Origin of the sequence: Bacillus sp. FJAT-49736, assembly GCF_018343615.1 — a bacterium.
In the GTDB taxonomy this organism is placed as follows: domain Bacteria; phylum Bacillota; class Bacilli; order Bacillales; family Bacillaceae_C; genus Margalitia.
The window spans coordinates 746,483-759,943 of sequence record NZ_JAGYPI010000001.1 but is presented as its reverse complement, the minus strand read 5'-3'; the positions used below and the strand labels follow the sequence as shown (position 1 = coordinate 759,943).

Annotated in this window: 9 protein-coding genes; 1 reads left to right on the top strand and 8 read right to left on the bottom strand. The window is 38.9% G+C overall.

Going from position 1 to position 13,461, the window contains the following annotated elements; genetic code table 11:
- Nucleotides 1-41: 41 nt before the first annotated feature.
- The gene (locus KHA87_RS04125; protein WP_213092838.1) at nucleotides 42-2,720 is read right to left on the bottom strand and encodes a cation-translocating P-type ATPase; all 2,679 of its coding nucleotides are present in this window, start codon (nucleotides 2,718-2,720) and stop codon (nucleotides 42-44) included.
- A gap of 216 nt (nucleotides 2,721-2,936) precedes the next feature.
- Between KHA87_RS04125 and KHA87_RS04120 the strand changes: the two genes are divergently transcribed.
- Complete coding sequence (locus KHA87_RS04120) at nucleotides 2,937-4,667, top strand: Rqc2 family fibronectin-binding protein (protein ID WP_213092837.1); 1,731 nt, start codon at nucleotides 2,937-2,939, stop codon at nucleotides 4,665-4,667.
- Between the two features lie 192 nt (nucleotides 4,668-4,859).
- Here the strand turns inward: KHA87_RS04120 and pyrE are convergent, their stop codons facing one another.
- The 7 genes from pyrE to KHA87_RS04085 are packed head-to-tail and all read right to left on the bottom strand — an operon-like array spanning nucleotide 4,860 to nucleotide 13,461.
- Entirely contained in the window at nucleotides 4,860-5,483 is a 624-nt protein-coding gene (pyrE, locus tag KHA87_RS04115) for an orotate phosphoribosyltransferase (RefSeq protein WP_213092836.1), read from the bottom strand.
- A complete protein-coding gene (gene pyrF / locus KHA87_RS04110; protein WP_213092835.1) occupies nucleotides 5,483-6,196 on the bottom strand; it encodes an orotidine-5'-phosphate decarboxylase in 714 nt (237 codons plus the stop codon). Before pyrF ends, pyrE begins: the two co-directional genes overlap by 1 nt.
- Complete coding sequence (locus tag KHA87_RS04105; protein WP_213092834.1) at nucleotides 6,186-7,109, bottom strand: dihydroorotate dehydrogenase; 924 nt, start codon at nucleotides 7,107-7,109, stop codon at nucleotides 6,186-6,188. The genes pyrF and KHA87_RS04105 overlap by 11 nt, the downstream gene beginning before the upstream one ends.
- Complete coding sequence (locus tag KHA87_RS04100) at nucleotides 7,106-7,885, bottom strand: dihydroorotate dehydrogenase electron transfer subunit (protein WP_213092833.1); 780 nt, start codon at nucleotides 7,883-7,885, stop codon at nucleotides 7,106-7,108. The genes KHA87_RS04105 and KHA87_RS04100 overlap by 4 nt, the downstream gene beginning before the upstream one ends.
- On the bottom strand, nucleotides 7,882-11,094 hold the full coding sequence (carB, locus tag KHA87_RS04095) for a carbamoyl-phosphate synthase large subunit (protein ID WP_213092832.1): 3,213 nt from the start codon (nucleotides 11,092-11,094) through the stop codon (nucleotides 7,882-7,884). Before carB ends, KHA87_RS04100 begins: the two co-directional genes overlap by 4 nt.
- Nucleotides 11,087-12,178 carry a carbamoyl phosphate synthase small subunit gene (locus KHA87_RS04090; RefSeq protein WP_213092831.1) on the bottom strand — a complete coding sequence of 364 codons (1,092 nt, stop codon included), beginning with the start codon at nucleotides 12,176-12,178 and terminating at the stop codon, nucleotides 11,087-11,089. The genes carB and KHA87_RS04090 overlap by 8 nt, the downstream gene beginning before the upstream one ends.
- Nucleotides 12,175-13,461 (bottom strand): dihydroorotase, encoded by a 1,287-nt coding sequence (locus tag KHA87_RS04085; RefSeq protein ID WP_213092830.1) that lies wholly within the window; start codon nucleotides 13,459-13,461, stop codon nucleotides 12,175-12,177. The genes KHA87_RS04090 and KHA87_RS04085 overlap by 4 nt, the downstream gene beginning before the upstream one ends.

Sequence of the window (13,461 nt, the reverse complement as noted above, 5' to 3'; positions counted from 1 at the left end):
GTAACAGGATAATCCTATTACTTTTTTTATTGTATCATATCTTATTCTTTTTTTCTCATGAAAAGTGATCCAGCCAACATAAATGTTGGTATCGAGCTCATGCCTAATATTAATAACCAATCCTTTGGTATAATTGGAACAGTATGAAATATTGGTTGAAGGGACGGAATATAGATGACTGCCAACATCAATATTACGGAAGAAAGAACGGCTCCTACAAGATACAAATTTCCAAATGGATTTCTGGAAAAGATGGATCGTTCACTCCTGCAATCAAATACATGGATTAGCTGGGCAAGAACTAAAGTTGCAAATGCAATAGTTTGCGCATATGCCAAATTATCGAGATGTTGACGATAAACTGTAACAAAGGCAATGATGGTGGCAATTCCAATTAAAAATCCCCGTGAAATAACCTTCCACCCTAATCCTCTTGCAAATACGCCTTCTTTTGGATGCCGAGGCTTTCGCTTCATTACATTATCTTCAGGCTGATCTAATCCAAGTGCCATTGCCGGAAGTCCATCGGTTACTAAATTCACCCACAGAATTTGAATGGGAACTAGTGGCAGAGGCAAATACAATATCATCGCAAAAAGCATCACCAAAATTTCGCCAACATTTGAAGCAAGTAGGTACCGTATAAATTTCCGAATATTTTCATAGATATTTCTTCCTTCTTTTATAGCAGCTTTAATCGTAGCGAAATTATCATCTAGAAGAATTAAAGAAGAAGATTCCTTGGCAACGTCTGTACCTGTTATACCCATTGCGATTCCAATATCAGCGGATTTTATAGCAGGTGCATCATTAACACCGTCACCTGTCATTGCGACAATATGACCTTGATTTTGTAATGCCTTAACTATTTTTAATTTATGCTCAGGAGATACTCTGGCAAAAACAGATACCTCTTCAACAATATTCTCCAGTTCTTCTATACTCATATTATTTAGGGCTTGCCCGTCCAATACCTTTGCATTGCCATGAAGGATTCCAAGTTGTTTCGCAATAGCCTTCGCTGTTATAACATGATCCCCAGTAATCATTATCGTTTTTATTCCAGCCTCTTTACATTCTTTAATTGCCTGTTTCACTTCCGGTCTTGGCGGGTCAATCATTCCCTGCAAACCGATAAATGTCAGTTCTCTTTCCGCTTCTTCTTCATTTAGTATTTCTTCCCCATCGTTCACTGGTTTAAAAGCAATGGCGATATTTCTCAGAGCCTTTTGTGCAAGCTCCTCAATAACTTTTTGTGCCTTCTCTTTACTATCCCCCGCAAATACTTCTTGCTTTCCTTCCCAGAGGATGAAGTCGCAAAGCCCCATCAAGACATCCGGTGCACCTTTTGTAATAACATATCTTCGAGAATTCTTATCCTTGACCACAACACTCATCATCTTTCGATTAGAGTCAAATGGAAATTCCCTTTCAATAGTAAATTGACCTTGTAATGCCTCGCGAGTTAATCCTGCTTTCATAGCCGATACTAAAAGTGCTCCGTCAGTAGGATCTCCGTCTAAGTAAAAATCTTTTTCCCTTTCCTTTAATTCTGCGTTATTACAAAGTAAGCCAAAGGTTAATAATTGATATAAGCTTTTCTCATTTTTCGGTTTAATTTCGGTATCATGGTAATAAAATCCACCCTCCGGATAATACCCTGTCCCTGTTACATTCCATGACTTACCGCCGCTCCATATATGAGTAACCGTCATTTTATTTTGCGTCATCGTGCCTGTTTTATCGGAGCAAATAACAGAAGCACATCCCAATGTTTCGACAGCAGGGAGCTTTCTTACAATGGCATTTTTTCGGATCATTCTTTGAACACCAAGTGATAATGCAACGGTTACTATTGCCGGAAGCCCCTCTGGTATGGCCGCAACCGCTAAAGAGACACCAGCTAAAAACATCGAATACAAATCATGTCCATGTACCACACCTACTACTACCACTAAAAGGGTTAGTGCTAGTGCAACGGTAATTAAGATTTTCCCTAGTTGCTCCAGCCTTCTTTGCAATGGTGTTTCCATTACATCAGCGTTTTGAATCATATGTGCAATTTCACCCATTGCCGTTTTCATTCCGATTCCGGTAACTATTCCAATTCCGTTTCCTCTTGTTACCATCGTTCCCATGAAGGCCATATTGTCCATATCCCCAAGACCGAGGTCTTTTTCATGGATTATCCCGCTATTTTTAACGGATGGAATGGATTCACCTGTTAGGGCCGATTCTTCGATTTCTAAATTATTCGCCTCGAATATTCGAACATCGGCTCCTATTCGATCGCCTGAAGAAAATTTCATTATATCTCCAACTACTACCTCACGCGACATAATTTTCTCCCATTTTCCGTCACGTAAGACGTAAACTTGCGGAGCAGACAATTCCTTCAAGGCTTGCAAAGACTTTTCGGCTTTTCTTTCTTGAAAATATCCAAGGAAACCATTGATTAACACGATGGCAATTATAGCGATGGCATCGATATACTCTCCTAAAAAACCTGATACCAATGTTGCTCCGAGTAATACGAGAACCATAAAATCCTTAAATTGACTGAAAAAAAGCAGAAGAGCAGATTGCTTTTCCCCTTCATCAAGCTCATTCCACCCAAATTGCTTCCGCTTTTTTTCCACCTCTTTTTGTGTTAATCCATGTTTTACATTAGTGTTCAATACCTTTTCTAAGTCACTAGCCTTCATTTGATGGAACATCATTCAAATCACACTCTCCCCTAACCGAACAGAAGTTGTCTTCGGCGTGTTCAATAAATATCAGAAATATTATTTTTGATGCTTGCATTAGAGCATTTTAGCAAGCTAATTAGATTATGGTTTTTCAATTTGAACAACCTCTCCTTGCAAGCATATTCAGACTCGTCCAAAAAAATGATATAATAAGCTAATAAAATTATAGATAGAGGAATGTATATTATGTCTTATGACGGTCTATTCACGCGGGCGATGACGGAAGAGCTTGTACAAATTCTTCAAGGCGGCAGAATTAACAAGATTCATCAGCCATATAAAAATGAACTAATTATGGTCATTCGTTCAGGAGGTAGCAACTATAAATTATTGCTATCGTCTCACCCTAGCCATGCAAGGGTACAACTGACGGAAGAACAATACGATAATCCAGCAGAACCGCCGATGTTTTGCATGTTACTAAGAAAGCATCTTGAAGGCTATACCATTGAAAAAATTGAACAAATCGGATTAGATCGTATAATGGTTTTTGAAATTAAGGGAAGAAATGAAATTGGTGATATTTCTTATAAAAAATTGTATGTAGAAATTATGGGAAGACATAGCAATATTATACTCGTTGATCAAGAGCGTAATATGATATTAGACAGTATTAAGCATGTGTCCGCAAGTGTTAACAGCTATCGGATTGTGGTTCCAGGAGCAGAATATAGACTTCCTCCCGAACAAAACAAACTAAATCCATTAAATGCAACAGAAGAGGATTTACTAAGGGTCATTGATTATAACAGTGGCAAACTCGATAAACAGCTTGTACAGCATTTTGCAGGAATATCCCCTTTACTCAGCTCAGAAATCATATATAGAACTGGTATTGCCAATAGGGTAACGCTTCCGCCAGCATTTTTGGATATTATTTTGCAAATCAAAAACCATCAATATGAACCTGCTATAATAACAAGCAAAGCAAAAGAAAGCTTCTATCTTTTTCCTATTAAATATTTAGAGGGGGAATTAAAGACCTTTCCTTCTTTAAGTGTTATGCTGGATCATTATTATTTTGGCAAGGCGGAGCGAGACAGGGTTAAACAACAGGCACATGATTTGGAACGTTTTATTAAAAATGAAATTTCCAAAAATGAATTAAAAATCAAAAAGTTAACAACGACCCTAGAGGATGCAAAAAATGCAGACCGTTTTCAATTATTTGGAGAGCTATTAACTGCAAATCTTTATCTCTTGACAAAAGGCATGGTGGAAGCAGAGGTCGTAAACTATTATGATGAAAACGAAAAAAAGGCAATCATTCCTTTAGATCCAAGGAAGACTCCATCTGAAAATGCCCAAAGCTATTTCTCTAAATATCAAAAAGCGAAAAACGCGGTTGCAGTTGTTCAGGAGCAAATCGAAAAAGCCGAACATGAAATTTTCTATTTCGAAAGTCTATTGCAACAGATTGAATCCGCTGCCCCAAGAGACATTGAAGAAATTCGGCAAGAGCTTGCGGAGGAGGGCTACTTAAAGCTGAAACAAAAAAGAGGCCAAAAGAATAAGCCTGGAAAAATCTCACTTGAAAAATACTTTTCAGCAGATGGTACTGAAATACTTGTGGGAAAAAATAATAAGCAAAACGATTATTTAACTAATAAAGTGGCAGGAAGAGATGAAATTTGGCTGCACACGAAGGATATCCCAGGCTCACATGTTGTCATTCGCAGTAAAGAGCCGTCTGACGGTACTATAATAGAGGCAGCAATTTTAGCGGCATACTATAGTAAAGCAAAGGATTCAAGCTCTGTTCCGGTCGATTTCACCAAAATTCGTTATGTCAAAAAACCTGCAGGAGCAAAACCAGGATTTGTTACCTATGAGTATCAGCAAACTGTTTTTGTCACGCCAGATAGCGAAAAAGTACTGGAAATGAAAAGAAGCTCGGAAGGCAAAAGTCGTAATTGACTAGCCTTCTACGCTTCTTATTTCTTAAGGATCCTTCCCCATATATAGCGATTTAGTATTTAGATATTAATCTTAACTTATGTTTAGAGGCATCTTTTCTTTAAATTGTGTTCATTTTCGACCTTTATAGGATTATTTCCTATAGTTTTCTATACAAAACAACAAATTTTAAGAAAACATCCTTAAATAAAATTATTTTCTCCAGGAGCTTGGGTCTTGCCTCCAAGCCTTTAATGTATCCAAGTCATTTTCGTTTATAATATTTTTTTCTAATGCCACTTCTAATAGAGTAGAATAGTTTGTTAAAGAATAGTATTCTATATTATTCTCTTCTAATTGCTGCTTGCCTTTTTCAAGTTCATAAGTAAAGATAGAAACCACTCCAAGAACTTCGCATCCGGCATCACGTAAAGCTTCAACAGCAGTTATCACACTACCTCCAGTGGAAATTAAATCCTCTATGACCACTACGCGCTGTCCATTTTCCACCTTACCCTCTATTTGGTTGCCTTTACCGTGACCCTTTGCTTTAGAGCGGACGTAACACATCGGAAGATTCATTAGATCACTTACCCATGCAGCATGAGGAATTCCAGCTGTTGCAGTTCCAGCAATAACATCGACATCGGAGAAATATGTATTAATTTTTTCTGCCAATCCAGTTGCAATTTCTTTTCTTAATAAGGGATATGTCAATGTTAAGCGATTATCGCAATAAATTGGCGATAAAATTCCAGAAGACCATGTAAAAGGTGCATTAGGGCTTAGAAAAACAGCTTCTATATCGAGTAATTGCTCCACTAAATATTTTTTCATTATTTTTTGGCCTCCCAAATTTCTTTTATCTGTTTATAAGTTTCGAAGGGATATTTTGATTCAGTAATGGACCTTCCAACGACAATGGCACTTGAGCCAAGTTCCCGTGCTTCTTCCGGTGTAACTACCCGTTTTTGATCGTGGGTGTCTTCACCGCTTAGTCTGATACCTGGTGTTACCTTCAAAAATGGGTAAGCAATATGCTGATCAATGAATTTTGCTTCCAATGAGGAGCATACAATACCATCTAAACCAGAATCAAAGGTAAGTCTCGCGTAATGAAGAATCGATTCGTTGAGAGTTGCATGGACTAGTTGCTCTTGTTGCATTTGTTCTTCAGATGTACTCGTTAGTTGTGTAACAGCGATTAATAATGGACGCTCCTTACCATTCCCAGTCCCTTCCTCCAATCCGGTAAGAGCGGCTTTCATCATATTTTTTCCACCAGCAGCATGTACGTTAACCATATCTACTCCAAGGCTAGCTATTCCTTTCATTGCCCTGTATACCGTATTTGGAATATCATGAAGCTTTAAATCTAGAAATATCTGATGTCCTTTATCTTTTAAAATCTCTAGCAACTTTGGGCCAGTTTGATAAAAAAGCTCCATCCCTACTTTCACATATAATGATTCATCCCCAAACTGTTCTAAAAAAGCAAGCGCTTCTTCTGTATTTGGAAAATCAAGGGCAATGATTGGCTTAATAGACATTATTTTTCCAGCTCCTTCCGATGATTTCAGATATATGATCTATTTTTAATTCGGCTAGTTTTTTGGACAGCTCTTCAATTAATGTCGGACAGATATATGGATCGACAAAATTTGCAGTCCCAATAGCTACAGCACTTGCTCCTGCATAAAAGTATTCTAAGCAATCGTCCACACTCTGTATGCCACCCATTCCAATAATCGGGATATTAGTGTGTTGGCTTACCTCATAGATCATTCTTATTGCTACTGGCTTAATTGCCGGACCTGATAAACCACCTGTGCGATTGGCGAGTATCGGCTTTCCGGTACGTATGTCAATCCTCATGCCAAGTAAGGTATTAACCATTGTTAAGCCGTCAGCACCTGCATTTTCGACCGCTTTTGCCATTTCTACAATATTGGTGACATTGGGAGATAATTTTACGTAAACAGGTACATGTGAAACTTCTTTTACTTTTTTCGTCAAGTCCGCCGCTACTTCCGGAATGGTTCCGAAAGCAATACCGCCTGTTTTTACGTTTGGACAGGATATGTTAAGCTCTAGCGCTTTTACATTTGGTACTTTTGAAATTTCCTTTGCTACCTCTACATAATCCTCTGTCTGTGAACCGGCAACATTCGCAATGATCGGGACATCAAATTGATCAAGCCAAGGCAATTCGTTGGTAATTACTCCCTCTAGTCCAGGGTTTTGTAAGCCAATTGCATTGAGCATACCTGCAGGTGTTTCTGCTACTCTTGGTGTAGGATTTCCAAATCGTGTCTCATAGGTAGTCGCTTTAATCATTATGGCACCAAGGAGACTCAAGTCATAAAACTGACTGTATTCTTTTCCAAATCCAAAGCATCCCGAAGCAGGCATGATGGGATTTTTCAATGATAAGCCTGGTAATTCTATTTGTAATCCGCTCATATGATCACCTCACCCATCTTAAATACTGGCCCGTCACTGCAAATCTTTCGATATTTTTTCATGGTAGGATCATTTGCCTCGTGACATACACATGCAAAGCATGCACCAATTCCACAACCCATTCTTTGTTCTAAGGAGACATAGCCTTTCTTAGAAGCATATCTATCTTCTATCGCTCTAAGCATTGGGAGAGGGCCGCATGCATAAAGGCAATCAAATTCAAGTTCTTTTTCGTCTAGCACATCTGTAACAAAGCCTTTTGTTCCGAGGGTCCCGTCCACTGTTGCGATATAGGTTCCACCTAATTCTGAGAATTTCTTTACATAAAACGATTTTTCTTGCGATTCAAAACCAAGAACATGGATCACTTCAATGCCTTTTTTCCTTAATTGCAGTGATAATTCATATAAAGGCGGGACGCCAATCCCTCCACCCACTAGTAAAGCCTTTTGCCCTTTTACCAAATCATTTGTAGGAAAGCCATTTCCTAGTGGTCCCATCACATTCACTGTTTCACCAACATTTTTTTTCGATAAGAGAGAAGTACCTTCTCCTTCTGCGCGGTAAATTAAGGTAATCATTTGCTTTTCCTTATTTATAGCAGCAATACTAATGGGTCTTCTTAAGAGTGGCACAACAGTTTTTTCTATTCTTATGTGAACAAATTGGCCCGGTTGCTCCATTTCGTTTACGAGCTCACCTTGTAATATGAGCTCAAAAATATTAGTTGCAATGGATGTTTGAGATAAAATTTTCATGTCTTCTTGTATAATCATGAAAATACACTCTCTTTCACTTGATTGCCGGAAGACATTTGCTCTGTAGAAAATGTCATGGACTCCAGTACTCCTAAAATTGCTTTTGCTGTATCAAGGGAAGTTAAACAAGGAATACCATTTTCAACTGCTTCCCTGCGAATTCTAAAACCATCCCGTTCTGGCTGCTTTCCTTTCGTTAATGTATTAATAACAAGTTGAACCTTACCTGTTTTGATTACATCCAGAAGAGTCTCTCCTTCGGAGCCAATTTTATCGACAATATCTACTTTGATTCCATACTCATTCATGAATGCGGCTGTACCGCTTGTAGCAAGAATCATGTAACCGATATTGGTAAAACGTCTTGCTAATTCAAGGCTTTCCATTTTATCCTTATCCGCGACCGTAAAGAGCACCGTACCATAGTTTTGTATTTTCATGCCAGATGCAACAAGACCTTTGTATAAGGCTTTTTCTAAGGTTGAGTCTTTACCCATTACTTCTCCTGTAGATTTCATTTCAGGTCCTAAGGTTATATCTACACCTCTAAGCTTTGCAAACGAGAATACCGGTACTTTTACAAATACTCCTGCTTTTTCCGGTACTATGCCTGTTCCGTATTGCAAATCAGATAATGGTATCCCTAAGATTACTTTCGTTGCAAGATTAGCCATTGGAACATTTGTAATTTTACTTAAAAATGGAACAGTCCGGCTTGAGCGCGGATTTACCTCGATGACATATAGTTCATCATTAGAGATAACGTATTGAATATTGAGAAGGCCGATTATTTTTAATCCTCTTGCCAACTTCGTTGTATATTCAACAATCTTCTTCTTCATTTTTTCAGAAATGCTTTGTGAAGGATATACAGCGATAGAATCACCCGAATGGACACCCGCACGTTCAATATGTTCCATGATGCCCGGGATCAAGATATTTTGTCCATCAGAAATGGCATCTACCTCAATTTCCTTTCCGATTAAATAGCGGTCGACAAGAACCGGATGTTCAGGATTTACTTTAACAGCATTAGTCATGTAGTGAATTAATTCATCTTCATGATAGACAATTTCCATGGCACGACCACCAAGTACGTAGGATGGACGTACTAAGACCGGATAGCCTATATCGCCTGCAATTTTCACTGCCTCTACAACAGAAAATGCCGTTTTTCCAAGTGGCTGTGGAATATTCATCTCCATTAATGCCTGTTCAAATTTATCGCGATTTTCCGCTTGATCCAAACTTTCTAATGAGGTTCCGAGAATTTTAACTCCTCGTTCCACTAATGCTTGTGCCAGATTAATTGCTGTTTGACCGCCAAATTGGACAATGACCCCTTCCGGCTTTTCTAAATCCACGATATGCATAACATCCTCTATCGTAAGTGGCTCGAAATATAACTTATCGGAAATACTAAAGTCTGTAGAAACAGTCTCTGGATTATTATTGATGATAATTGCCTCATAACCAGCTTCCTGAATGGCCCATACCGAATGTACTGTAGCGTAGTCAAATTCAACACCCTGCCCAATTCGAATTGGTCCAGATCCAAGAACGATAACGCTCTTACGCTCTGTCACAATGGACTCATTTTCTTCCTCATACGTTCCATAATAATATGGGGTTTCGGATTCAAATTCCGCTGCACATGTATCCACCATTTTATAGATAGGGACAAGCTTATTCTGTTTTCTCCACTCATACACTTCTTTTTCGGTTGTATTCCATAATTTTGCAAGAATATAGTCAGAGAATCCTTGCCTTTTTGCTTCTTTTACCCTCTCTACATGGAAAGGTGCTTTTTCTAATTCAACTTCTAATCGAATCAACTTTTCCATTTTATTTAAAAAGAATAAATCAATTTTGCACCAATCATGTATTTGTTGAATTGTTACCCCTCTTCGAATTGCTTCAGCAATATAGAAGATTCTTTCGTCACCTGCTTTGCGAATCCGCTTTTCTATCAATTCTAAATCAAAATTTTCAGCATCCGACAGTTCCAAATGATGCACACCACTTTCAAGGGACCGTATCGCTTTTAATATTGATTCTTCAAAATTTCTACCTATTGCCATCACTTCTCCTGTTGCTTTCATCTGTGTACCTAGATGGCGATTTGCCGATTCAAATTTATCGAATGGAAAACGCGGAATTTTGGTAACAACATAGTCAAGCGCCGGTTCAAAGCACGCATATGTTTTTCCAGTTACAGGATTCATAATTTCATCAAGTGTAAGTCCAACTGCGATTTTTGCCGCTAGCTTGGCAATTGGATAACCAGTTGCTTTCGAAGCAAGTGCAGATGATCTACTCACACGCGGGTTCACTTCAATGATATAGTATTGGAAGCTATTCGGGTCGAGAGCAAGCTGAACGTTACAACCACCTTCAATTCCCAGTGCTCTAATAATTTTCAATGACACATTTCGGAGCATGTGGTATTCCCGGTCACTTAATGTTTGACTAGGTGCAACGACGATGGAATCACCTGTGTGCACCCCTACTGGATCAATATTTTCCATGTTGCATACTACAATTGCATTATCATTAGCGTCACGCATTACTTCATATTCAATTTCTTTATATCCGGCAATGCTTTTTTCAATTAAACATTGATGAACGGGACTGTTTTTCAAACCGCTTGTAACAATTTCTTCTAAGTCTTGCTCATTTTCACATATTCCTCCGCCAGTTCCACCTAATGTATAAGCTGGTCTGACAATGATTGGGTAGCCGATTTTTTCTACGAATGCCTTTGCTTCCTCTAAACTATGAACAATCTCACTTTCTGGAACCGGTTCGTTCAGATTGTTCATAAGTTTGCGGAAAAGCTCTCTGTCTTCTGCCTTCTCGATTGCAGACAGCCTTGTACCTAGAATTTCAACTTTGCATTCTTCCAATATTCCTGCTTTATGTAGCTCGATTGCCATATTTAACCCTGTTTGCCCGCCTAGTGTTGGTAAAATAGCATCTGGTCGTTCTTTGCGAATAATTCTGCTGACAAATTCCAATGTAATTGGTTCAATATAGACTACATCTGCAATTTCAGTGTCTGTCATAATGGTTGCTGGATTGGAGTTAATGAGGATTACACGGTATCCTTCTTCTTTCAATGCAAGACAGGCTTGGGTTCCTGCATAATCAAACTCTGCTGCTTGACCGATGATGATTGGACCTGATCCGATTACTAGAATACTGTTAATATCTTTACGCTTAGGCATGTTGTTTCTCCTTTCCTTTGCACAGTTCCATTGTTTTTAAGAATTCATCAAAAAGCTCATTGGAGTCTTCCGGACCTGGTGAGGCTTCAGGATGATATTGGACTGTAAATGCACTATGTTTTTTATGTTTTAGACCTTCTATCGTTCCATCATTCAAATTAATTTGGGTAATTTCTAACTCTGTTTGCTGGATAGAAGCTTCATCCACTGCATAGCCATGGTTTTGGGAAGTAAAAACTACTTTTCCGGTTCTTAAATCCTTCACAGGGTGGTTTGCGCCGCGATGACCGAATTTCATTTTATAGGTGTCTGCACCACATGCCAGTGCAAATAGCTGATGCCCTAAACAAATACCGAATAACGGTACCTTGCCTAATATGTTTTGAACCATCTTAATAGCTTCCGGTACATCCTTTGGATCCCCAGGTCCGTTAGAAAGCATCACTCCATCTGGATGCAATGAAATAATTTCCTCAGCAGTCGTATGATAAGGAACAACCGTTACATCACAATCACGATTATTTAATTCTCTTAAAATACCATGCTTAGAGCCAAAGTCTACTAGTACTACCTTATGTCCCCTTCCCGGACTTGGATATGGATTTTTGGTGGATACTTGTTTTACTTGATCGTTAGGTAATTCCAGCTCTTTCAAGCGTTCAATAATTTCCTCCGGACTCTCGTCTATCGAGCAGATAGCACCCTTTAACGTTCCATATTTACGAATGATTCGAGTAAGCTTTCGAGTATCAATTCCCTCAATTCCTGGAATGCCCTTTGCTTGAAGAAATTCATGAATACTTAGATCACTTCGCCAGTTGGATGGATACGTAGCTGCTTCCTTCACAATTAGACCTTTAATAGCTGGTTTAATAGATTCAAAGTCCTCTCTATTAATACCGTAATTGCCGATTAAAGGATAAGTTAGTGTTACAATTTGGCCGCAAAACGAAGGATCTGTAATGGTTTCCTGATAACCTGTCATTCCTGTTGTAAAAACCACTTCTCCAATAGTTTCAATCTCACTTCCAAACGAATTTCCTACAAATACGGTTCCATCTTCTAAGATTAATTGTCTCTTCATGCAAATGTACCTCCGACAGACCATTTTATTTCGCCATTTACTAGTGTTACTGCTGGCCAGCCCTTACAGTTCCAGTTCGAAAATGGTGTGTTTCTACCTTTTGATAAAAATTCCTGTGGATCAATGATTTTTTCCTTCATTAAATCTAGTAGTACAATGTCTGCACTGCTGCCTTCCTTTAGAGTTCCATAAGGAAGATGAAAGCTTTCCGCTGGTTTAATTGTCATCCAATCAACCAACTGCTTTAATGAAAAGATGCCTTTCTCTACAAAATGGGTATAGAGAAGCGGAAATGCCGTTTCTAATCCTACAATTCCAAATGGAGCTGATTCGTAACCCCTTGCTTTTTCAGCGGCAGCATGTGGTGCATGATCCGTTGCAATAAAATCGATGGTTCCATCTAGCAAGCCTTCTATTAATGCTTCCTGATCTGCTTTTCCTCTGAGAGGCGGGTTCATTTTATAATTTGTATCTATGTTTGGTATATCTTCGTCACAAAGCAGCAAATGATGTGGTGTAACCTCTGCCGTTACATGTATTCCTGCCTTTTTCGCATCCCTCACAACCCTTACTGATTCCTTTGTACTTATATGGCAGACATGATAGTGACAGCCTGTTGCTTCAGCAATCAGAACATCCCTTGCTATTTGCACAGATTCACAAATGGAAGGTATACCCGGAATCCCTTGCTTTTTAGTGAATTCACCTTCATGGTAGGCACCTCCATAAATCAAGGAATTATCCTCACAATGAGCAACAATGGCCATATCTAGTTTTGCTGCGCGCTTCATCGCTTCAAACATAACAGAAGCAGTTTGAACTCCTACCCCATCATCTGTAAAGGCAAAGGCACCAGCTTCTTTTAAACCAGCAAAATTCGTTAACTCTTCCCCCGCTTGATTCAAAGTAATCGATGCGTACGGAAGAACACGGACATGTGCTGTTTCTTGAATACGCTTTTGAAGCCATTCCATTTGCTCTGGGGTGTCTGGCACCGGTTTTGTATTAGGCATCGGGGCAACCGTTGTATAGCCTCCTTTTGCTGCCGCTAATGTACCGGTATCAATGGTTTCTTTATGCTCTCCGCCTGGCTCTCGTAAATGAATATGTAAATCGAGGAATCCTGGAGCCACCAAATAATTATCTGCTTCAATTTCTTTTTCCCCATTGTTTTTTAGGGAAATACCAATCTCATTGATGAACCCGTCTTTTAACCGGATATCCGTTTTTTGCAATTCACCATATTCCGTTAGAATAGTTCCATTTTTTATTAAATAATCCAT

What these genes read in the sequence shown, in the direction of transcription:
- KHA87_RS04125 (WP_213092838.1), bottom strand. Translation starts at nt 2,720, where the DNA reads ATGATGTTCCATCAAATGAAGGCTAGTGACTTAGAAAAGGTATTGAAC.
- KHA87_RS04120 (WP_213092837.1), top strand. Translation starts at nt 2,937, where the DNA reads ATGTCTTATGACGGTCTATTCACGCGGGCGATGACGGAAGAGCTTGTA.
- pyrE (WP_213092836.1), bottom strand. Translation starts at nt 5,483, where the DNA reads ATGAAAAAATATTTAGTGGAGCAATTACTCGATATAGAAGCTGTTTTT.
- pyrF (WP_213092835.1), bottom strand. Translation starts at nt 6,196, where the DNA reads ATGTCTATTAAGCCAATCATTGCCCTTGATTTTCCAAATACAGAAGAA.
- KHA87_RS04105 (WP_213092834.1), bottom strand. Translation starts at nt 7,109, where the DNA reads ATGAGCGGATTACAAATAGAATTACCAGGCTTATCATTGAAAAATCCC.
- KHA87_RS04100 (WP_213092833.1), bottom strand. Translation starts at nt 7,885, where the DNA reads ATGATTATACAAGAAGACATGAAAATTTTATCTCAAACATCCATTGCA.
- carB (WP_213092832.1), bottom strand. Translation starts at nt 11,094, where the DNA reads ATGCCTAAGCGTAAAGATATTAACAGTATTCTAGTAATCGGATCAGGT.
- KHA87_RS04090 (WP_213092831.1), bottom strand. Translation starts at nt 12,178, where the DNA reads ATGAAGAGACAATTAATCTTAGAAGATGGAACCGTATTTGTAGGAAAT.
- KHA87_RS04085 (WP_213092830.1), bottom strand. Translation starts at nt 13,461, where the DNA reads ATGGATTATTTAATAAAAAATGGAACTATTCTAACGGAATATGGTGAA.